Origin of the sequence: Nocardia sp. CA-107356 (genome assembly GCF_050946365.1) — a bacterium.
In the GTDB taxonomy this organism is placed as follows: domain Bacteria; phylum Actinomycetota; class Actinomycetes; order Mycobacteriales; family Mycobacteriaceae; genus Nocardia.
This window is the reverse complement of the sequence record NZ_CP191992.1, coordinates 7,421,525-7,442,560: the sequence shown is the minus strand read 5'-3', so window position 1 is coordinate 7,442,560 and position 21,036 is coordinate 7,421,525. Positions and strand designations below refer to the sequence as shown.

Annotated in this window: 15 protein-coding genes; 9 read left to right on the top strand and 6 right to left on the bottom strand. The window is 65.9% G+C overall.

Annotation, left to right across the window (positions count from 1 at the left end):
• The first annotated feature begins 11 nt into the window (after nucleotides 1-11).
• From ACQP1G_RS33430 to fadD11, 5 genes are read left to right on the top strand one after another with little or no spacing between them, the layout of a single operon-like run.
• Nucleotides 12-521 carry an SRPBCC family protein gene (locus ACQP1G_RS33430; RefSeq protein WP_433193665.1) on the top strand — a complete coding sequence of 170 codons (510 nt, stop codon included), beginning with the start codon at nucleotides 12-14 and terminating at the stop codon, nucleotides 519-521.
• The gene (locus ACQP1G_RS33425; RefSeq protein ID WP_433193663.1) at nucleotides 518-2,011 is read left to right on the top strand and encodes a flavin-containing monooxygenase; all 1,494 of its coding nucleotides are present in this window, start codon (nucleotides 518-520) and stop codon (nucleotides 2,009-2,011) included. Before ACQP1G_RS33430 ends, ACQP1G_RS33425 begins: the two co-directional genes overlap by 4 nt.
• The gene (locus ACQP1G_RS33420; RefSeq protein WP_433193662.1) at nucleotides 2,011-2,886 is read left to right on the top strand and encodes a short-chain dehydrogenase/reductase; all 876 of its coding nucleotides are present in this window, start codon (nucleotides 2,011-2,013) and stop codon (nucleotides 2,884-2,886) included. Before ACQP1G_RS33425 ends, ACQP1G_RS33420 begins: the two co-directional genes overlap by 1 nt.
• On the top strand, nucleotides 2,883-3,314 hold the full coding sequence (locus ACQP1G_RS33415) for an alpha/beta hydrolase (protein ID WP_433193660.1): 432 nt from the start codon (nucleotides 2,883-2,885) through the stop codon (nucleotides 3,312-3,314). Before ACQP1G_RS33420 ends, ACQP1G_RS33415 begins: the two co-directional genes overlap by 4 nt.
• Entirely contained in the window at nucleotides 3,311-5,167 is a 1,857-nt protein-coding gene (gene fadD11 / locus ACQP1G_RS33410) for a fatty acid--CoA ligase FadD11 (protein ID WP_433193659.1), read from the top strand. The genes ACQP1G_RS33415 and fadD11 overlap by 4 nt, the downstream gene beginning before the upstream one ends.
• 42 nt (nucleotides 5,168-5,209) lie before the next feature.
• On the opposite strand, the gene ACQP1G_RS33405 is transcribed toward fadD11, so the two are convergent.
• Both ACQP1G_RS33405 and ACQP1G_RS33400 read right to left on the bottom strand, forming a co-directional pair.
• Nucleotides 5,210-8,638: a protein kinase domain-containing protein gene (locus tag ACQP1G_RS33405; RefSeq protein ID WP_433193658.1), complete on the bottom strand. Its 3,429-nt coding sequence runs from the start codon at nucleotides 8,636-8,638 to the stop codon at nucleotides 5,210-5,212.
• Between the two features lie 235 nt (nucleotides 8,639-8,873).
• Nucleotides 8,874-9,902, bottom strand: coding sequence for a DUF3068 domain-containing protein (locus ACQP1G_RS33400; protein WP_433193656.1), 1,029 nt, complete (start codon nucleotides 9,900-9,902; stop codon nucleotides 8,874-8,876).
• A 368-nt stretch (nucleotides 9,903-10,270) separates the two neighbouring features.
• Between ACQP1G_RS33400 and ACQP1G_RS33395 the strand changes: the two genes are divergently transcribed.
• The 3 genes from ACQP1G_RS33395 (at nucleotide 10,271) to ACQP1G_RS33385 (ending at nucleotide 16,152) form a co-directional block, all read left to right on the top strand.
• On the top strand, nucleotides 10,271-11,524 hold the full coding sequence (locus tag ACQP1G_RS33395; protein ID WP_433209054.1) for a TetR/AcrR family transcriptional regulator: 1,254 nt from the start codon (nucleotides 10,271-10,273) through the stop codon (nucleotides 11,522-11,524).
• Nucleotides 11,525-11,678: 154 nt separating this feature from the next.
• Nucleotides 11,679-13,508 carry an acyl-CoA dehydrogenase gene (locus tag ACQP1G_RS33390; RefSeq protein WP_433193655.1) on the top strand — a complete coding sequence of 610 codons (1,830 nt, stop codon included), beginning with the start codon at nucleotides 11,679-11,681 and terminating at the stop codon, nucleotides 13,506-13,508.
• A gap of 424 nt (nucleotides 13,509-13,932) precedes the next feature.
• On the top strand, nucleotides 13,933-16,152 hold the full coding sequence (locus ACQP1G_RS33385) for an MMPL family transporter (RefSeq protein ID WP_433193654.1): 2,220 nt from the start codon (nucleotides 13,933-13,935) through the stop codon (nucleotides 16,150-16,152).
• Between the two features lie 189 nt (nucleotides 16,153-16,341).
• Here ACQP1G_RS33385 and ACQP1G_RS33380 read toward each other — a convergent pair whose 3' ends face one another.
• Both ACQP1G_RS33380 and ACQP1G_RS33375 read right to left on the bottom strand, forming a co-directional pair.
• Entirely contained in the window at nucleotides 16,342-16,980 is a 639-nt protein-coding gene (locus ACQP1G_RS33380) for a TetR/AcrR family transcriptional regulator (protein WP_433193652.1), read from the bottom strand.
• 137 nt (nucleotides 16,981-17,117) lie between these two features.
• The gene (locus ACQP1G_RS33375; protein WP_433193651.1) at nucleotides 17,118-17,888 is read right to left on the bottom strand and encodes a glycerophosphodiester phosphodiesterase; all 771 of its coding nucleotides are present in this window, start codon (nucleotides 17,886-17,888) and stop codon (nucleotides 17,118-17,120) included.
• Between the two features lie 47 nt (nucleotides 17,889-17,935).
• Between ACQP1G_RS33375 and ACQP1G_RS33370 the strand changes: the two genes are divergently transcribed.
• On the top strand, nucleotides 17,936-18,382 hold the full coding sequence (locus tag ACQP1G_RS33370) for a hypothetical protein (protein ID WP_433193650.1): 447 nt from the start codon (nucleotides 17,936-17,938) through the stop codon (nucleotides 18,380-18,382).
• Nucleotides 18,383-18,408: 26 nt separating this feature from the next.
• Here the strand turns inward: ACQP1G_RS33370 and ACQP1G_RS33365 are convergent, their stop codons facing one another.
• Nucleotides 18,409-19,671 carry a serine hydrolase gene (locus ACQP1G_RS33365; protein ID WP_433193649.1) on the bottom strand — a complete coding sequence of 421 codons (1,263 nt, stop codon included), beginning with the start codon at nucleotides 19,669-19,671 and terminating at the stop codon, nucleotides 18,409-18,411.
• A 5-nt stretch (nucleotides 19,672-19,676) separates the two neighbouring features.
• Nucleotides 19,677-20,981 carry a serine aminopeptidase domain-containing protein gene (locus ACQP1G_RS33360; protein WP_433193648.1) on the bottom strand — a complete coding sequence of 435 codons (1,305 nt, stop codon included), beginning with the start codon at nucleotides 20,979-20,981 and terminating at the stop codon, nucleotides 19,677-19,679.
• Between the last annotated feature and the right edge of the window lie 55 nt (nucleotides 20,982-21,036).

Below are 21,036 nucleotides of genomic sequence, written 5' to 3'. Positions count from 1 at the left end.
CATACGGTCTCATGACCACACGCTTCCGGCTGGCCGCATCCGATGACACATTCCTGGCCACCGCCGCTCGCCGCTACATCCATATCGTCGATATTCCCCGGGTGCCCGACGATGTCTGGGACATGCTGACCGCCGAGGACGCACTGGTGTCCTGGTCGGGTGTGATCACCACGGCGCGGTGGACCTCGCCGCGACCGTTCGGCGTCGGCACCACCCGAGTCGTCACGCTCGGCGGCATCATTCGGCTCGAAGAGCGGTTCTATCGCTGGGATGTGGGCTCGCGCATGACATTCACCGTCGATGCCGCCTCGATTCCGGGGCTGAAACGTTTCGCCGAGGATCTCACCCTGCGGCCCATCCCCACCGGAACACGGCTGACCTGGACCTTTGCTCTCGAGGGCAATTCGCTGCTGCGGCCGATGCTGGCCGCGGCCAGTCCGGTCAACCGCTGGGTCACCAAGACCATCGCCCAGGGCATCCTCAGCCGGGCGCGCCACGAGTCAGAGGAGACGCCTCGATGAGCAACACCGCTGCGAGCACTTCGGCCGAGTCGCCGGTACCTACCGAACACCGGCAGATCGTCATCCTCGGCGCGGGATTCGGCGGGATCGGCCTTGCGATCAAATTGCGCGAGGCCGGATTCGATGACCTCGTGCTACTCGAACGCGCGAACGATCTCGGTGGCACCTGGCAGGCCAACACCTACCCCGGGTGCGCCTGCGATGTGCCGTCGCAGCTGTACAGCTATTCGTTCGCACCCAACCCGGACTGGTCGCGTACCTACGGCCGCCAGCGGGAGATCCTCGACTACATCCGCCGCGTCGCCGCCGAGCACGATGTGGTTCGCCACATCCGGCTGGGCACCGAAATGCTGGACGCGCGCTGGGACGACGAGGAGTCGGTGTGGCGCATCGACACGTCGCAAGGAAAGCTCACCGCCGACTACTTCATCTCGGCCGCAGGGGTTTTCGCCGAGGCGAAGTACCCGACACTGCCCGGACTGGACACCTTCGAGGGCACGACCTTCCATTCATTGCATTGGGATCACTCGCACGACCTGTCCGGTGAACGTGTCGCGGTGATCGGCACCGGGGCGTCCGCGGTGCAGTTCATCCCCGAGATTCAGCCGAAAGTGGCGGCGCTGACCGTTTTTCAGCGCTCCGCGCCGTGGATCGTGCCGCGGCTGGATCGGCCGACGCTCGGCCTCGAACGTCGCTTATTGCGCCGGGTTCCACTGGCGCAGAAGGCAGTTCGCGGTACCTGGTACACGCTGATCGAAGGGTTCGGTCTGGTCGGATTCGTGGACAACCGGTTCCGCCACCCCTACGAACTGCTGGGCCGCATCCAGCTGCGCCGCCAGATCCGCGATCCTCGGCTCCGCGAGCAGGTGACGCCCGACTACATGATCGGCTGCAAGCGCGCCATCTTCTCCGACGCATATCTACCGGCGCTGGACAAGAGCAACGTCGAGGTGGTCACCGACGGGATCGCCGAGGTCCGAGCCCGATCGATCCGCACGCACGCCGGTGCCGAGATCCCGGTCGACACCATCATTTTCGGCACCGGATTCGCGTCGATCCCCACTGCCTTCGAACGCATCGTCGGCCGCGACGATATCTCGATCGCGGACCTCTATCACAAGCAGCCGCAGACCTACCTCGGTGCGGCGGTCGCTGGTTTCCCGAACTTCTTCTGCACTCTGGGCCCCTTCGGCGCGGCGGGCAACCAGTCCGCGGTCTTCATGATCGAGTCGCAGATCGCCTATATCGTCGACGCATTGACGACCGTGCGCGCCCGCGGCGCGCGCCGGGTCGAAGTGCGCGCCGAAGCGCAGGACACCTTCATCGAGGAGATGGCCCGGCGCAGTGCCGCCACCGTATGGCTCACCGGCGGATGCCAGAGCTACTACACCACCCCCGATGGGCAGAACGCGGGTCTGTATCCGAGCTGGAGCTTCGAATATCGCCGTCGCACAAGACGATTCGATGTCGACGCGTACGAGGTGGTCTGATGAACCTCACCGCGTTCAACCCGCTCGGCTGGTTCGCCACCGCGACCTACGACGTATCCGGCAAAGTCGTGCTCATCACCGGAGCCGGGCAGGGCATCGGCCTCGAACTGGCCAGGCTCTTGCACGCCCGTGGCGCCGTGGTGATCATTGTCGATATCGATGAGACAGCCGCGCGCCGAGCCGAATACGAATTCACCACCCGCGTGCACTCGATCAGCGCGAACGTCGCCGACCGCGAACAGATGGCACAGGCCGTCGGCGAGGTGATCGAGCGGTTCGGCCGCCTCGATATCGTCGTTGCCAACGCGGGCGTGACACCGGTGCCCGCGACGGTGCGCACCATGGATCCGCGCGATTTCGACCGGGTCATGAGCATCAACCTGACCGGGGTGTTCAACACCGTGCATCCGGCGCTCGACCACGTCGTGCGCGCGAAAGGCCATGTCGTCGTGGTGTCTTCGTGCGCGTCGTTCGCACCCGGTATGGGCGGCTCCCCGTACATGATCAGCAAGGCCGCGGTCGAACAGTTGGGCCGGGCGCTGCGCGTCGAACTCGCCGCCGCCGGCGCCAGCGCCGGTGTCGCCTACTTCGGCATCGTGGACACCGCGATGACCCACGACATGCTCGACACCGACGAACTGGGCCGCAGAATCGACGGCCTGCTGCCCTGGCCGCTCAATGTGCGGATCACCGCTGCCCAGGCCGCCCGCACCATCGCCGACGGCATCGCCCGCCGTGCCGCGCGCACCATCGCACCCATCGGATGGGAGCCCTACGCGCTGCTGCGCGGTGCGGTCAACGTCGTCCTCGACAGCAAACTCGCCGCCGATTCGACGGTGCACGAACTGATTCGCGCGATCGAGCAGCGCCGATGACCGCGCCACCGACCGCCCGCGCGTCATGGCGTGCCAGAACGGTGCGGCGGTTATCCGCACTGACCGCCCGATACGACGGCGCGCGCCGCGACGGCCTGCTCTCGGTTCCGCTGTCCCGCAGGGCGATCGCACATTTCACCAACGATCCACTCGACCTGCGACCCGAGCACTGGATGCGGTTGCCGCCCGCACTCATCCACACCAGCGATGCCGAATTCTTCGGCGGTGACGCGCTGGCCCTCGCGCAACGGTGGATCGACGTCGGCGCCGCCTGCGAATTGCAGGTGTGGCCGGACCAGATGCACGTCTTCCAGGCGTTGCCCGCCCTCGTCCCCGAATCGCGGTTCGCCTACCGCGCTGCCGGCCGTTTCATATCCGCCGCTCTCGACCCCGCCGCCGCGGTCGATCTCGAAAGGCCCTCCGCGTGAGCACACCTCGCTTCGACACGCTGCCCGCAGCATTCCAGTACACCGCGTCGATCGCTCCCGACGCGGTCGCGCTGCGCACCCCAGGCGACGGGAGGACGCTCACCTGGCGTGAATACGCGGAGCAGGTGGGCCTCATCGCCGCCGGTCTCGCCGGTCTCGGCGTCGCGCGCGGCGACACCGTCGCGTTGATGATGGCCAACCGCATCGATTTCTACCCGCTCGAGGTTGCCGCGCAACACCTCGGCGCGACCTCGTTCTCGGTGTACAACACCCTGCCACCCGAGCAATTGGCCCACGTACTCGGCAACGCTGGCGCGCGGGTGGTGATCTGCGAACCGCAATACCTGGAACGCCTGCGCGCCAGCGGAATCGAGCTCGATCACATCATCTGCCTCGACGACGCTCCGCCCGGCACGCTGTCGGTGACCGAGCTGATCGCCATGGGCGCAATCGATTTCGACTTCGAGGGCACTTGGCGTGCGGTGCGCGCCGATGACGTGGCCACCCTGATCTATACCTCCGGCACCACCGGCAACCCGAAAGGCGTGGAAACCACCCATGCCAACCTCATGTTCCAGGTGTACGGCATCGCCGACGTGCTCGGATTCGAGTTCGGCGACACGATCACCTCGTTCATGCCGACCGCCCATATCGCCGACCGGCTGACCGCCCTGTATGTCCAGGAAGTGCTCGGCACCCAGGTGACCTGCGTCGAGGACGCCAAGCAGATCGCGGCCGCGCTGGCCGACCTGCACCCGACCGTGTGGGGAGCAGTGCCGCGGGTGTGGGAAAAGCTGAAGGCGGCCATCGAATTCAAGGTCGCCAGCGAAGCCGAACCGCAGCGCCGCCAGGCCATGGAGTGGGCGCTCGCGGTCGCTGCCCGGCGCAGTTCCTACCAGTTGGCCGGTGCGCCGGTACCCGCGGATATCGCCGCCGAGTGGGAACGTGCCGATGAGCTGGTACTGCGGGGGTTGCGCTCGGCGCTCGGCTTCGACCGGCTCCGGTGGGCGCTGTCGGGCGCCGCGCCGATCCCGCCACAGACCCTGGCATTCTTCGCCGGACTGGGCGTTCCGATCGCCGAGATCTGGGGCATGTCGGAGCTTTCGTGCATCTGCAGCGTCAGTCATCCGCGCGATGCCAGACTCGGGACGGTCGGAAAACTGTTGCCCGGCATGGAATCACGCCTTGCCCCCGACGGAGAACTGCACGTACGCGGCCCACTCGTCATGCAGGGCTACCGAGACCAGCCCCAGCAAACCGCCGAAGCGATCGACGACAAAGGTTGGCTGCGCACCGGTGACATCGTGACGATCGACAACGACGGCTACCTCACCGTCGTCGACCGCAAGAAAGAGCTGATCATCAACGCGGCCGGTAAGAACATGTCGCCCACCAATATCGAGAACACGATCAAGGCCAGCACACCCCTGATCGGCGCCATGGCCGTCATCGGCGACGGCCGTCCCTACAACACCGCGCTGATCGTCCTCGACGCCGAGACCGCCGGACCCTACGCACGCCAGCACGGACTATCCGACGCTTCCGCCGCCGCGCTGGCCGCCGAACCGGCTGTCGTCGAGGCGATCAAGGCCGGAGTGAGGGCCGGAAACGAGCGGCTCGCCCGCGTCGAACAGATCAAACGCTTGCGCATCCTCCCGGTGTTCTGGGAGGCCGGTGGCGCGGAGATCACCCTCACCATGAAACTCAAACGAAAGATCATCGCGGATAAGTACGCACCACAGATCAACGAGCTCTACCAGGATCAACTCGCCGCGGAAGTGCACGAACCCGGGCTAGGAGGCTTCCTGTCACCGCCGTTCGGCGCGAGCGCCGGATCGCCGACCGGCCACTGAAGCGGTGCGGTCGGCTGCGAGCCGCTGAGATCGGCTCCCGGGTCAGGGGCGGTCTATCCGATGCCCGGTCGAGGCTTTCCGGAGGAAGGGGCGCGGGATGTCGGGAGCCGACTCGGGGTCTGCGCGCAGGGCTTCCAGGATGCGGTGTAATGGTGGGCCCTCGTCGGCCACGAAGCGGATCAGTCCCTGTGCGGCGCACCGCGCGAGTGCCGGTGCCGCGGCGGCGATCGCATCGTCCATTCGGCCGGCCTCGGAAAGGCATGCCGCCCATAGCAGTTCGGCAGCCGTCACGGCGCGGGGTCGGTCGTTGGCGGCGATCTCGCGCACCAGACGCTCGGCGCGGGTGCAGGCCTGTTCCGCCGCGGCGGGGGAGTGCGCGCCGAGTAGTAGCCGAATCGCAGTGTCCTGCCGGAGTTCCGCGGTGAGCGTGTGCAAGCTACTCGGCAGGCGGCGATACGGCGGCAATTGAAGCAGCGCGTCGCGGTCCTGCGGATCGATGGGCAGCCCGATGCGCACCCGTTCGTTCACGATCCGCGCGGCGAGGCGGGGCAGCGTGAGGTTCTTCGCGATCTCGGCCCCCTCCATCAGCCGGGCTTCGGCCGCGTCGAGGTCACCGCACAGTGATTTGACCCGCGCCCCGATACCGTAGGTGGCCATCATGAAATCGACGAGGGAGAATTCCGTTCCCAGCTCCGCACTTTCGTCGAGCAGCGCCTCGGCCTCGGCGATATCGCCGAGGTCGTAGCGAAGCGCGCCGAGCAGAGCCGAAGCCAGCCGGGCGCCATACGAGTGGATTCCGATCGTCTGTGCCAGCGCGAGCCCGGTGCGTAGCTCGGATTCGGCCGCCGCGATGTCGAGTTGCTCACTCGCTGCGGTACCGGACAGGCAGTAGCCGTACACGACACCGAAGGGACCCTCGCGCTTCGGGTGATACGGAGCGGCCCACCGCTGCCACCGGCGCGCCTCGCCGAAGTCGAAGTTGTACAGCGCGCACATGGACGCGACGTCGGCAGCGGCCATCGCGAAGAACGAGTCGAGCTGCCCCTCCGCAGCGCCTTGCCGCAGTCGCTCCTCGACCAGCTCCGGTAAGCCGTCGAAGTCATCGGCGAAGAATCCCGATGTGGTGCGAGCCAGGGCGAGCTCGGTCCGCATATCGGCGATGTCGGTCTCGTCCCCCATGCCCGAGTCCAGCATCGCGTCGACCATATCCAGCGCGGTACGGGCGGGTTGGAGCCGTTGCAGCGCCACGTTGGACCAGGCCACCAGCAGCTGCACCCGCGGGTTCAGGTTCGCGACGGCCGGTGGCAGCTTCGCGACCAGCCCGAGCAGTGTCGCCATCTTCGACCGTTCCAGCAGCTCTCGTCCGTGTTCCTCGATGATCCGTACGGCGCCGAGGGCGTCGTTCGCGGCCAGGGCGTGGTCGACCGCTTCGTTCAACATCGTGTGGTCCGCGAACCAGGTCGAGGCGGCCGCATGCAGCCCTCGCAGCCGCGTCGGATCGTGGCGGGCAAGCCTGCGCCGCAACAGATCCGCGAAGAGCCGGTCGAATCGGAACCACTCCGAGTCGTCATCGACGCGACGCAGGAAAAGGTCCACCTGCTCGGCCTCCTCCAGCATTTCCTGTCCGTAGGACACCCCGGCGAGCGTATCGGCGAGGCTGCCACAGACGGTCTCGGTCACCGAGATCGACAGCAAGAAGTCGAGCAGCGCGGGATCCAGTGTGTCCAGCACATTCGCTGCGACGTATTCGTCGATGGCGTAGCTGTGCCCGGACAGCCGCCCGATGTATTCGGCGGGATTGTCCTTGCCGCGCAGTGACATCGACGCGAGCTGCAGCGCGGCCGCCCAGCCCTCGGTCGACTCCCATAGTTCGGTGATGTCGCGCGAGCCCAGTGGCAGCCGGTTGACGTCGAGTAGGAACGAACTGGTCTCCGCTTCGTCGAATCGCAGATCATCGGAATCGATTTCGACGAGTTCGTCGCGCACCCGCATCCGGCTGATCGGTAGTCCGGCCGGGCTTCGGCTGGTGACGATGATGCGCAGATGGTGGCAGGCATTGTCGAGTAGGAATTCCATCGCCGCGAGCGCATCGCGATCGGTGACCTGATGCCAGTCATCGATGACTACCGCGAATATTTCTCCGCTGGAATGGATTTCATTGATCAGCGTGGTGATGACATAGCGGGTGGCATCGGTCGCGCGTTGCTCCAGGATCTGGTCCAGCTCACGGCCGAGCTCCGGTCGTGTCCGGCGAATCGCCTCGACCAGATGGGCCAGAAACCAGACGGCGTTGTTGTCGTCGCGATCGATGCTGAGCCAGGCAACCTGAACGCCATCGGATTCGAGGGTGCTCGCCCATTGGGCGGCCAGGGTGCTCTTTCCGAAACCGGCCGGTGCGTGGATCACGGTCAGCCGACGTTGCTGGCCGTCCCGCAGTATGTGCAGCAACCGGGAGCGGTCCACCAGCGCGCGCGGCGGCGTCGGCGGCCGGAACTTGGTCAGTGCGGCCGGTGGGACCGTGGGCGCTACCGGACGGGGCGGAACATGCTGCGGCGGTGTGGCCGGTTCGGCGCCGACCGAGCGGGCGGGACCGGCGTCCGGAACGCGGTCACGCAGTGCGTCCCGCAGCAGCCGCTGGTAGGCGGCAGCGGATTCCGGGCGTCCCGTCGGGTCGATCGTCATGGCCGCTTCGATGGCGGCGATGGCATCGGCTGGAATCGATGTCTCGCTCAGGTCCGGGATCGGCTCGGTCGTCATGCGCACGAATTGCGCCATCACGCTCTCGCCGGTCCGGCGTTCGAAGGCCGCGTGCCCGGTCAGCAGGCAGAACAGTGTCGCGCCGAGACTGTAGATATCAGAGGCCGGGCTCGGCTGCTCACCGCTGAGCACCTCGGGTGCGGTGAATGCCGGTGTGCCGGTGATATGTCCGGTCGTCGTCTCGAAGCCGCCGCCGATGCGGGCGATGCCGAAGTCCGCCAATTGCGGTTCGTCGTAGTTGGTGATCAGGATGTTGGCGGGCTTCACATCGCGGTGGATGGTGCCGTCGGCATGTGCGGCGGCCAGCGCCCCGGCGATGCGTTCACCGATGGACAGCACCTCGTCCCACGGTATCGGTCCGGTCGCACGCAACCGGCTCTCCAGCGAACCTCGGGCGTGGAACGGCATGACGATATAGGGCCGACCGGTGGCGGTGATATCGGCCTGCAGGATCTGCACGATGTTCGGATGCCCCGACAGCCGCCCCAGCGCATGCTGTTCGCGGACGAACCGCTCCCGGTCTTCGCCGACGAATTCCGAGGTGAGGACCTTGACTGCCACCAGGCGATCCAGCGACCGTTCGAAGCAGCGGTAGACAACGCCGAATCCGCCTCGCCCGATTTCCACCGCATCGAAGAATCCGGCCGCAGCCAGCTCGGCCGCGAGACCGACCTGCAGATCACGTTGGGTTGTGGTGGGGTCGAATTCTGGCATGGGCCTACTCGCTCACCATGTCGAACCCCGGCGATACGCCGTCGTCGGCCAGCGGTGCTCGGCTTCGCACCGGCTGCGGAGGTAGCAAACCATTCGATCACCTCGCGAGGCAGAACATCAGCCCCGACCATTCGATCATAGCCACGATCACATCGGTAGCCGAGGATTTGCTATCCTGCACTCGTCGGCACGCTTGGGTCATATGAGAACTACTGTGCTGCAAAGATTTACGGGCTCAGTGCCGTGAGGTTCGCAGGCGTGAGATGCCGAAGGTCAGTGCTGCCATTGCGGCGATGGCGGCGGCGATGGGGGCGTAGGTGCGCAGTACGGAGATCTGTCTGCGGGCGTCTTGTGCCTGCACGGCCATTTCGTGGACGGACTGCTCGTCGAAATGCAGGGTGCCGTCGAAGACGGTGATGGCGTCGGGGGCGTCGGTGGCTGTGGCCAGGTAGCGGTTCTGATGCTCGCTCACCATGACGACCGCGCCGGTGACCGGCTCGATCCAGATGTCTCGGGTGGCGGCGTAGTACAACGACAGCAGCACCTCCTCGTCGCCGGTTCGTCCCAGCAACTGCGCGGGAAGTGCGATCCCGCCCCGCATCGGTAGTAAGGGAGCCAAGCTGACCGGCGGTATGTGAGATCGGAAATGCAATAGGCCCATGCCATCTCGCGCGGTGGTGTCGTCGACGTATTGCAGGCGTTCCTCCTGTTGGGAGATGACGTCGAAGTACGGATAGTCGTGTCGACCGGTGTCGAAGGGAAACTTGTACTGGAATCCGGTGCGGACCGTCTCGAGCGGTCGCTGACCCGGCTCGAATACCGTGCGCGCCGGAACGCGCCGAGGTGCGCCGCTCGTCCGGCTCATGCTGACCTGATCGACCAGCGCATCGAGCAGTCCGGATTGTCCCGGGCGATCCAACCTCGATGTTTGCTGCGCGACCCGCAGGGTCATGCTGTCGGAATCCGTCGGCTCGACGCTGGTCACCAGGGAGGACACCTGAACGGGGACCTGCCGTTGGATCTGCACTCTGCCCTGCATCAATAGATCGAGGTCCAGCACTGTGCCGGTGCCGACCGCCATGGTTACCTGCCGTACCGGTGCGGGCACCTTGATCAGCGCATCGGCGGTATGAATCGGCAGCAGTATCGCGACCAGCGTGAATATGGCGGCGCTGGTGATTGCGAGGAATCCGAGGGCGCGGCGGCGCGCACGCGCCTGGTGTCCGCCGCGCATGCCGGTGTGCAGGTGGTGATGGCTGCGCATCGACCACTCCCTTCGATAAACTGACGATATCGGCACTTATGGTGACATAGTCAGCTGAAGGAAATTGAAGAATTCGTCACTTTCGATCGAAGGAGTTGGGTCGGTCCGACGGTGGGGGCCGGGCCCTCGGCACCCTGTCGACCCGGGTATCTCGCTGCCCATCGCCAACAACATCGGCGACATCAGCCACGAACTCACCTACGCCCGAGCGCATTCCGACATTTCGGGACTCGCGCTGGTGCTCGGCATCGAACCATCCGACCCGCACCGCTGAAGGAGCGCACTCGGTGCCGCCGTACAAAGGTCCGCGACGACGCTATCCGGGCGTGCTCGCTCGGAAGTCCGAGTGGTGCTGGACACTGGACACGATGGACGGCGATGTGAGGCGCAGCGAAGTGGGATCAGTGCGTCGGCGACCGGCGGACCGGCGCCAAACGATACTGCGGGCGGCGACGGCGGCGTTCGCGAGGAATGGCTATCACGCCACCTCGATGGCCGATGTCGCTGGTGAGGTCGGGATATCGTCGGCCGCACTGTATCGCCATTTTCGCGGTAAGCAGGAGTTGCTCGGCCAGTCCTTGCTCTCCGGTCTCGAATCCGTGCTGTCCCGATTGGCGATCGCGCAGGTCACCGGTCCGGATGCGGTGCTCGGTGCGCTGACGACGGCATGTTTGGAGCTGCGCGGGCTGCCGCGGTTGTGGCAGCTCGAAGTGCGCAATCTGGCCGCGGCGGATCGCATTGCGGTGCTGGCTCGTGTGGTGCGGCTGAACGGCTTCCTGCGGACGGCGATCAGGGTCCGTCGACCGGATCTGGGCCCCGACGATGTCGAGTTTCTGGGGTGGTGCGTGCTGTCGGTCGCGGTGAGCCCCTCGTACCACCAGGTCCAGCTTCCGGAAGCGACCTTCGCGCGCGTGCTGGACGCCATCGTCGGTGCGGTCGTCGGCGCGGAGCTTCCGGTTGCCGGTGACCAGGTGACTTCCGTATCCGCAGGACCCCGGCGGGGGCGACGGACCGTTGTCGACAACGTCGATCCCACGCTTCGCACGGAGCGGATGATCAGCGCCGCGGCGCGACTGTTCAACACCTACGGATACGGGGCAGTCGGAATCGAAGACATCGGCGCCGCGGTCGGAGTGTCGGGACCGTCGCTGTATCACCATTTCGCCAGCAAAGTAGACCTGCTGAACGAGATCGTAGATCGCAATGAACAGTGGATTCGCCTGTATACCTCCCGTGCGATGGCCGAAGCGGATACCCCCAGTGACGCGCTGCGTGGCCTGCTGCGTTATTTCGTGCGGTTCGCCATCCGTGAACCGGACCTGCTCGGGACCACGCTCAGCGAGGTAGGCCATCTTCCCGGCGAGCAGGCGAGTAGATACCGGCGCGCACACCGTGACGGGATTGTGCAGTGGGTGCGGATGCTGCAGGTCGTGCGGCCCGATGTATCGGCGGATGCGGCGCGGGTGCAGATCCAGGCGATGACCTGCATTGTGATCGACGCCGTCCGTAACCCGCGTCTGACCGGCAGAAACGACCTCGCCACTGTGCTGGTCGAGGTCGGAGACCGTGTGGTATTCGCCGATACTTCACTCGCCATCACCCGAAGGCTTAGTGGTGCGTAACTTATAGTCACTCAAGCTGGCATCTGTGTAGACATCACTTGCGTGATCGTTTAGTGGTGGATAACTTATCCCTCAGTGGAGCGTGCCTGGCTCCGTCGGTTCGGATCGGGATCGACGCAGCTGTCGGCGACTTGCAGAGTGGAAAGGGCACCTGGTGGGGCACTACAAGAGCAACGTGCGTGATCTGGAGTTCAACCTGTTCGAGGTGCTCGGGTTGAACACGATCCTGGGGACGGGCGCCTTCGGCGACCTGGATGGTGACACCGTCCGATCGATGTTGGCCGAGGCGGCGCGGCTGGCCGAAGGCCCGCTGGCGGAATCGTTCGCCGATGCCGACCGCAATCCGCCGACCTTCGATGCGGCGACACATTCGGTGCGGTTGCCGGATTTGCTCGAGCAGTCGATTCGGGCGTGGCGCGACGGCGAGTGGTTTCGGGTCGGGCTCGACGAAGCGATCGGCGGAGTGGCGGCCCCGGCGGTGCTGAAATGGGCGATCAACGAGTTCGTACTCGGCGCGCAACCGGCTGCCTACATGTACCTGTCGGGCCCGACGATGGCGCATATCGTCCATGCGGTCGGAGACGACCAGCAGAAGCGCTGGGCATCGATGGCGGTCGACCTGAACTGGGGAGCGACGATGGTGCTCACCGAGCCGGATGCCGGCTCGGATGTCGGATCTGGCCGCACCAGGGCCATCCAGCAAGATGACGGCTCCTGGCATATCGAGGGTGTGAAGCGGTTCATCACATCCGCCGATTCCGGCGACCTGTTCGGCAACATCATTCATCAGGTGTTGGCTCGTCCGGAAGGTGCGGGACCGGGGACGAAGGGCCTGAGTCTGTTCCTGGTGCCCAAGTACCTATTCGATCCGCAGACCGGCGAGCGCGGTGAACGCAACGGCGTCTTCGTGACGAACGTCGAGCACAAGATGGGCCTGAAAGCCTCTGCGACCTGCGAACTTACCTTTGGCGCCAACGGAACCCCGGCCAAGGGCTGGCTCGTGGGTGGTGTGCACAACGGTATTGCGCAGATGTTCAAGGTGATCGAGGAAGCCCGCATGATGGTGGGCACCAAAGCCATCGCGACGCTGTCGAGCGGCTACCTCAATGCCCTGGACTATGCCAAGCAGCGGGTCCAGGGTGCCGACCTGGCGGCAATGGCCGACAAGAATGCTGCGCGCGTCACCATCACCCATCATCCGGATGTGCGACGCAGCCTGATGACGCAGAAGGCCTATGCCGAAGGTCTGCGTGCGGTCTACCTCTACACCGCGGCGCACCAGGATCTCGAAGTAGCTCATGCGGTTTCCGGCGCCGACGCGGACCTGGCAGCGCGCGTGAACGATCTTCTGCTGCCGATCGTGAAGGGCGTCGGGTCCGAGCGAGCCTACGAGATGCTCACCGAATCCCTGCAGACGCTGGGTGGATCCGGGTACCTGCAGGACTACCCGCTGGAGCAATATATTCGGGACTCCAAGATCGACTCTCTCTACGAGGGCACGACAGCAATTCAGGCGCAGGACTTCTTCTTCCGTAAGATCGCCCGCGATCAGGGAGTCGCCCTCGCTCACCTTTCTGCGCAGATTCAGCAGACGATCGACGCCGAAGCGGGCAATGGTCGTCTGAAAGCCGAGAAGGCGCTGCTCGCGACGGCCCTCGAGGACGTACAGTCCATGGTCGTCAGCCTGACGGAGCACTTGTTCGCCGCGCAGCAGCAGCCCACCGAGCTCTACAAGATCGGTCTGGGTTCAGTGCGGTTCCTGCTCGCGGTCGGCGACCTGCTGATCGCGTGGCGTCTGCTGGTCGGTGCTGAAACAGCCCTGGCGGCAATGGATTCCGGTAGCGCCGATACGGCGTTCTATCAGGGCAAGGTGGCTGTCGCAGCGTTCTTCGCAGCGAATGTACTGCCCCGACTGAGCGCGGACCGGACTGTGATCGCGCGTCTCGATATCGACCTGATGCAACTCGACGAAGCCGCCTTCTGACCTCACGCGGGTGTGGAGAGGTCGGCAGGCGCGGTGGCGTACTGGGTTTCGAGTTCGTCGAATGCGTCTTCGACAGAGCGGGCGATGAACTGGACTCTCGGGAGCGCCCCGGGTGCGAACTGCGAAAGTGCTTCGGGGGGTGGGTGATCGACGAAGGTGGGCCCATGTGAAGTCCTGGCGGGCGGCTGTGGAGTCCGTGTTCGTAGCCGCCCATGTCGAGCGCGGTGATCCGGAGATCGCCCCGGTGGCCGGGTCGACTGGACGCCGTCGCTCGTCGGGCCTGGCGCTATCGGCCGCATCACGGCGGGTTTGCTGACCATTTCTGCGTTTATGAGGAAATCGTCATTTAATGTGTTATCGTACCGGGCGTAGTGCGTGCTCGCTTCGTTGATGTGTCGGTTGGTGTCTCGATGAGAGGACCCGCGTGTCTCGGTATCTGTTCGCCCTTGGTCAGCTCGTAGCGCGTCGCCGCTGGTGGGTGCTGGCGGTGTGGATCGTGCTGTTGGTCGGCGCGATCTGTTTCGCGGCCGGAACCGGTGGGAAGACGAACGACAATTTCACGGTCCCCGGTACCGAGTCGCAGGATGCCGTATCACTGCTACAGCAGCGGATGCCGACGTTCAGTGGCGCGCAGATGCAAGTCGTCTTCGCTACGCCCGGTCTGGCCAAAGTGACCGACCAGCAGGTGCGGGCCGAGATCGAACAGACGATGGCCGGGTTGCAGGGGCTCCCGCAGGTCGCGCAGGTCGTCGACCCGTTCCAGGCGCAGGCGGTGTCGCCGGATCAGCGTGTCGCACTGGGCACCGTGCAGTTCTCGGTGTCGGCCGGGGAGGTCGACGCGGACACCCTCGACGGGGTGGACCGCATCGCGGGCCCCGCGCGGGAGGCCGGACTCGAGGTGCAGTTCTCCGGTGCGGTGTACCCGGGCTTCACGGCCGACATCCCGCATACCCCCGAGATTCTCGGCATCGTCGCGGCATTCGTCATTCTGCTGATCACCTTCGGCGCGGTGGTTGCCGCAGGATTGCCCATCGTGACAGCGTTGGTGGGTGTCGGTATCGGGCTCACCGGAATTCTGGGAGTGGCCGCTTTCGTCGACGTGCCGTCGGCGGCGACATCGCTGGCCCTGATGCTCGGTCTGTCCTGTGGCATCGACTACGCGCTGTTCATCCTGTCGCGGCATCGGCACAACATCGTGCTGGGAATGCCTGCCGCGGAATCGATTCCGCTGGCCGTCGGGACCGCGGGTAGTTCGGTGGTGTTCGCGGCGGTAACGGTGATCATCGCGCTGTGCGGGCTGACGGTGGCAGGCATCCCGTTCCTCACGGTCATGGGTCTGACGGCCGCGGGCGCGGTACTGGTGGCCATGCTCGTCGCGCTGACGCTGCTACCCGCGCTGCTGGGTTTCGCCGGTGACACCGTCGCCAAGTTCATCTCGCCGCCGCTGCATCCGGGCAAGGCGGAGGAGGTGGCGCGGATCGCCGCCTACGAGCCCGAGCGCACGTGCGGGCACGCGTGGGGGCGCTTCGTCACCCGATTCCGGATCCCGCTGCTGGTCCTCGGTATCGCGATTCTCGCTGTGGTGGCCATCCCCGCTACCCGCATGGACCTCGGGCTGCCCAGCGGTGCCACGCAGGCGGAGTCGAGCACCGCCCGCAAGGCCTACGATCTGGTCAGTCGGTCGTTCGGACCGGGTTTCAACGGACCCCTGCTGGTGGTGACCGACCTGTCGCACGCCACCGGCGCGGACGCCGCACAAACACTGATGGGCAGACTGCGACAGGAATCCAACGTCGCCGCCGTACAGCCTGGTGGCTCCGGGAACGGGATGCTGCTGATCCAGGTCTTCCCGAAGACCGGTCCCAACGACTCCGCGACGACCGATCTGGTGAACCGGTTGCGTGACGACCGTGACCGCATCGAAAGCGGCACCGGCGCAACGTATCTGGTCGGTGGTACCACGGCGGCCAACATCGACACGTCGAACCGGCTGGCCGCGGCACTGCCGGTGTTCCTCGCGGTCGTCGTGGGTTTGGCGCTGCTGTTGCTGACAATCGCGTTCCGCACTGTTCTCGTCCCGCTGTCCTCGATCGTCGGCTTCATGCTTTCGGTCTTCGCCGCCCTCGGCGCGCAGGTGGCGGTATTCCAATGGGGCTGGGGCGCAAGTCTTTTCCATGTCGCGAAGGCGCAGACGCTGAGCTTCCTTCCGATCATCACGCTGGCCATCATTTTCGGCCTGTCCAGTGACTATCAGATCTTCGTCGTCTCCCGGATCAAGGAAGAACACACGCGCACTGCCGACGCGATCGCTTCGGTACAGAACGGTGTCGCGCACTCCGCGCGCGTCGTCACCGCTGCGGCACTGATCATGTTCGGGGTGTTCGTCGCCTTCACCGCCGTCGACAACCCGATCGTCAAACCACTGGCGTTCACCCTGGCAGTCGGCGTCCTGTTCGATGCCTTCATCGTCCGGCTGACCCTGGTGCCCGCGGTCATGGCCCTGATCGGAAACCGGATGTGGTACCACCCGCGCTGGTTCGCCCGCTATATCCCGGACCTCGACATCGAGGGCGCCGAACTCGAACGCCGATTCGCCCACGACGCCGAAGTCGAAGTGCCACAGGGCATTACCGGAGTGTCATGACATCCGTTCGCTGACTGCCACGATGCTGCGATCGCGGATCACCGGGGTGTAGGCGTGTGCGGCCGTGAGCGTCAGTGCTCGGTCGCGGATGACGGCCGCTACTCCCAGCGATGCCAGCAGCTCGCCTGAATGGTCGCGTTTGTGCGCTCCGATGGTGAGCGAGCCGTGGAAGCGGCGGTGCGTCGGGTATTACAGCTGCGGCTGCGGCGGCAGCGGGGTGGTGGTCAGTTTCTGGGCCGAACGTTTGTTCATACCGAACATGCGCAGCACATGGCAGGTCATTTCGTCGGCCAGCGTCCCGGCATCGGCGTCCGGGCGCGCATCCAACAGCTGCAGTAGTCCCAGCAGCGCCCCACCCGCCGCCATGATCGCCATATCCGGGTCCATCGGCTCGAACCGTCCCGCCTCCTGCGCGGCGATGATGTCGCGGCGCGCCCGCGGAGCCAGGCCCTCATCACGCAGTAGCACCGACATTCCCGAGTTCAGGAGCACCCGCACCATCTCCGGCACCTGCCGCTGCAACCGCCCGGTCATCCGGAAACTCACCGCGAATACCTCCGCCGGATCGTCGTACAGCGCCACGATCGCATCACGCATCTCGCTGTAGACCTGCAGCACCGACCGCACCGCCTCGTCGAATAGCTGATCCTTCGACTCGAAATGGTTGTAGAACGAACCGAATCCGACATCGGCGGCGTCGGTGATCTCCTGAATGCTCACCGCGGAACGCCCCTCCGACAAGAACTTCCGCGCCGCCCCCAGCAACGCGTTGCGGGTGCGCTCGCGCCGCCGGTCGACTCGGTTTCGCACAACGGGTTCGGCGGTCATCGCATCCTCTTCCATTCGATAACGTCATAAGAATCGTATCTGAGGAAAGAATCAGAGACGATCAAGATCCGGTCCATCCACTGTGCCGTGCACAACACCGACCCTGTTGCGCTCGGCTGACATGCGGACCTCGTTTTCTATGCCGGGGTCCACTGCCCGCGTTCTGCGAGTACATCGCGCAGTGCGGTCGGCCGATCGGTCATGATGCCGTCGACACCGATATCCAGGAGCCCGTGAATCTCCGCCTCCGCGTCGACCGTCCAGGCATGCACCTTGATTCCGCGCCGGTGCGCCGTGCCGATCAGCCGAGCGTTGACGAACGCCAGCCCACCAGGTCGTGCCGGCAGTTGCGCACACGGTGCCACCGGCCGCCCGGCCGGGAAACCGAATGACGACGCACTCAACCGCACCGCTGCCACCGGCCCCATCGAGGTGCAGAGCTGCTCGCCCAGTGCCGCCCGTGCCCGAATTTGGCGACGCTCACGAAACGATCCGATACAGACTCGATCGATGGCGCCGCAGCGGCGGATCGCGTCGATCAGGGGCTCGACGGCGGCATCGCTTTTGGGATCGATATTCACCCGCAGCTCCGGCCAGGTCCCCAAGAGGTCTTCCAGCAGCGGGATCGGCTCCCGACCTGCGACGCGCGCGCGAGCGACGTACTCCCACGGCAGCCTCTCGATCATTCCGCGCGCGTCGGTGACATCGTCGAGGCTGCGGTTGTGGAATGCGACGAGCAGCCCGTCTCGTGTCGCGTGTACGTCGGTCTCCACGTAGCGATAGCCCAGATCCACCGCGGCCTCGAAGGCCAGCATGGTGTTCTCGGGTGCGTGGGTGGCGTCACCGCGATGCGAGAAGGCAATCGGCGTCGGCCAATCGAGGAATGCGTATTCCGGTGCCCGTCCCATCCTCATATTCTTCCAAAGCCAAGAGGATTCACGAGACCATGTCAGCTGTGACGACTCCAGACGCTACCGGACCCAACACCGACCCAGTCCTGCGAGAACAGCTCATAACTCAGGTTCGCGGAGCCCGCAACCGATTCCGGCGCGGAGCCGCGATATGGGCCACCGCCTACCACACCAGCCTGATCGGGGCCGCCGTGCTGAGCGCAACCGCCGCGCTGGTCCTCAAACTCCCCGACCCACCCCTCAATAACCTCGCAACCGTCTGCGCGTCCCTGGCCGCACTCCTGGCCACCCTCAATATCCTCGGCGGCTTCGAGGGAAAATGGCATGCGAATCGAAATGCGTTCTACGACTTGGACGCCCTGCTCATCGATGCCGACGACCCGGAGACCTCCACCCGCGATATTCGCAACGGACTGAAGCGCACAATGCGCAACCAACGCGTGTCCTGGATCGCCCCACCCCGCCAGACCGACCAAACCACCGACAAGTAGCCGTAGGCTCATCATCGTGGGCCAGGTCAGGGTGCGCTTCCCGGGCTGACTGCTGTGGGCGCGGCCATGAGTTCGAATGCACCGCGCAGGGCTGACTGGGCGGCCACCACTAGGGCGATGGTCGGTAGTGGCTCATGCGGGTCGGACACCAGCAGGCTGACGGCCAGGGTGCGGTCGGTGGCGGTGCGGGCCAGGTAGTGCAGGGTGACGACGCCGGGTTCGCTGCCGCCCTTGTACCAGACGGTGGGGAACCGGGAGGTGTCCAGGCCGAGACCGGCATCGTTGCGGGACAGTGCGTGATCGATCTCGGGCTGGTCGAGCCGCAGCAGGCCGACGAAGGCGTGGCAGATATCGATCGGGGAGGCGAACCACTCGATCCGGTCGATCTCACGCGGTGCCGGCCAGATGTCCGGTAGGTCGAGAAGCTGTTGCCGTTCCAGGGATTCCAACAGCGCCCGGCGCTCGTGCACCGGTAGGTCCGGATACCGTTGCGCCAGAGCGGAATCGGGCGATGCCTTGAAACGGAAGAATGCCCGGGTGGTGAGGAAGGGGATATTCGCCTCGGGTGCGCGATGACCGAACAGTCGGAGCTGGTGCTGCACCGCGTCGCGGCCGAGCCGGTGGATCAGATGGTCGGTGGCGGTGTTGTCGCTGAGGCTGATCATCAGCTCGGCGTATTCGGACAGGGGTGCGGTGTGGCCCTGCGGGTGGTCCTGCATGATGCCCGAGGGCAGGCTCTTGTGGACGTCGCGGATCGCCAGCGGCTCGTCCCAGCGTGCGCTGCCCTCGGCGACGGCCTGGCCGAGCGCGCCCAGGACGTACAGCTTGAACGCCGATCCGGTAGGACGCCGGGTCTCGGGCGAGAGACCGTGTACCAGCCGGCACTCGTCCCCGGGCCCGATTTCCATGGCGGCGAAGCAGACTCGCGGGCCCAGGGCCGACAACTGCGCATCGCATTCGTCCCAGGAGGTGGGCGGCGGCGTCGGGACCGCCAGGTCCAGGTCGTCGACGAGTCCGGCCGGGTTCACGTGCAGCGTCAGCAGCAGTTCGGTGGCGGCGCTGCGCACGAGGGCCTGGATGCGCTCGGGCTGGTCGATGCGGATCTCGCCGATGGTGAGCGGGCCGAGTGCGGCCAGGGCGGCGGCGAAGCCTGCGGCGCCGCCGGAGTCCAGCAGTCGGGGGACGAGATGATCACGGATTTCGGTGTCCGGCAGCGTACTTCCGGACGAGGACGCGGCGATCATCCAGTTCAGTTGCGCCGCCGCGTTGCGGGAAGCCGGGCTGGTCACGACGGTCACCTCCCGAGGCGAGCCAGCAGCCGGGACATCGGGCCGCGGCCCGCGCCGGGGGCCAGCCATCCCGCGATGGCGTCCACCACAGCCGGGTCGACATGGTGCGGCGCTTGATAGTCCGCAGGACCCGAGGGCCCGCTGCCAGGGAAGAACATGTGGTCGTCGGCCGCGAAGACCCGGATGCTCACACCGGGCTTTGCGTCGAGTCCTGCCCGCCACCCGGCCAGGTCGTCGGCCTCGGTGACCTGGTAGTCACGACCGCCCTGCAACACCAGGATCGGCCGGTCCAGGGCCGCGGCGGTGGCCACCTGATCGAACTCGCGCAGGTCCAGCCAGTAGGAGGCGGGCCAGCCGAATAGCAGTTCCGCGCTGGGGGTTTCGGGTGACAAGGCCGGATCTTCGGTCCGGGCGATCGCCTCGACGGTGCCCGCGAGGGACGCGGCCATATCCGCGGCAGGGTCCAGGCCAGCGATGTAGCTGAATATGCGCGCCGCGGCGCGCGGCAGCGGGACCGTATCCGCGGCCAGCATCACCACGCCCGCGATCGAGGGTTCGGCCGCGGCGACGCGTACCGCGGCCTTACCGCCACCGCTGTTGCCCGCCACGAAGACCCGGGCGGGATCCACCCCCGACTGCTGCTGCAGCAGCCGCACGGCGGCAATCACATTCGGCAGATACTCCTCGACCATGGTGAAGCCGGGCTCGTGCTGCATGTGGGTGTGCACATGGGTCACCTTGTCGAACCGCACCACCGCGACACCGCGGCTGGCCAGACCCCACGCGAGGTCCTTGAACGGCTTGTTCGGCCCCACGGTCACGTCCCGGTCGTTGGCTCCGGAGGAGATCAGCACCACCCCCGGCCGGCTGCGGCCACCTCGGGGCAGGGTGAGCGTGCCCGGGACCGTGAGCGGTCCGCATTCCAGGGTGATCTCCTGTTCGGTGAACCGGCGCGGCGTGGCGTAACGCGGTGGGGTCCAGCATGATTCGGTCGGCGGCGCGAGCCGCAGGCCGTGCAGCCGGCCCATAGCGTCGACCGCGAGCCTCACCTCGAGCCCTCCGTTCTCGCAGTGCACCGGCACGACCGCTCGGGTGAGCTCGTCATCGAGCGGCGTGATGGTCACCTCGCCCAGCGTGCGGATCTCGCCGGTCTTCGCGGCCTCGCTGAGCCATCCGGTCCGGACGGTGTCAGCGGACACCGCCGCCGCCAACGCGGGTGCGAACAGCTCCTCGAGTTCGTCGAAACGCCCCTCGCGCAGCATCGCCACCACGGTCGTCGCCACCGTTGCCGGGTCGGTCTGTATCGTCATCGCTCACAACCTTTCTCGTTGTATGAGAACGGTAGCAAGATATGAGAACATTGAG

Excerpts from the sequence above, each read along its gene's own strand:
- ACQP1G_RS33415 (WP_433193660.1), top strand. The coding sequence starts at position 2,883 with ATGACCGCGCCACCGACCGCCCGCGCGTCATGGCGTGCCAGAACGGTG.
- ACQP1G_RS33375 (WP_433193651.1), bottom strand. The coding sequence starts at position 17,888 with ATGGGACGGGCACCGGAATACGCATTCCTCGATTGGCCGACGCCGATT.
- ACQP1G_RS33360 (WP_433193648.1), bottom strand. The coding sequence starts at position 20,981 with ATGACGATACAGACCGACCCGGCAACGGTGGCGACGACCGTGGTGGCG.
- ACQP1G_RS33430 (WP_433193665.1), top strand. The coding sequence starts at position 12 with ATGACCACACGCTTCCGGCTGGCCGCATCCGATGACACATTCCTGGCC.
- ACQP1G_RS33405 (WP_433193658.1), bottom strand. The coding sequence starts at position 8,638 with ATGCCAGAATTCGACCCCACCACAACCCAACGTGATCTGCAGGTCGGT.
- ACQP1G_RS33395 (WP_433209054.1), top strand. The coding sequence starts at position 10,271 with ATGGACGGCGATGTGAGGCGCAGCGAAGTGGGATCAGTGCGTCGGCGA.
- ACQP1G_RS33380 (WP_433193652.1), bottom strand. The coding sequence starts at position 16,980 with ATGACCGCCGAACCCGTTGTGCGAAACCGAGTCGACCGGCGGCGCGAG.
- ACQP1G_RS33400 (WP_433193656.1), bottom strand. The coding sequence starts at position 9,902 with ATGCGCAGCCATCACCACCTGCACACCGGCATGCGCGGCGGACACCAG.
- ACQP1G_RS33425 (WP_433193663.1), top strand. The coding sequence starts at position 518 with ATGAGCAACACCGCTGCGAGCACTTCGGCCGAGTCGCCGGTACCTACC.
- ACQP1G_RS33420 (WP_433193662.1), top strand. The coding sequence starts at position 2,011 with ATGAACCTCACCGCGTTCAACCCGCTCGGCTGGTTCGCCACCGCGACC.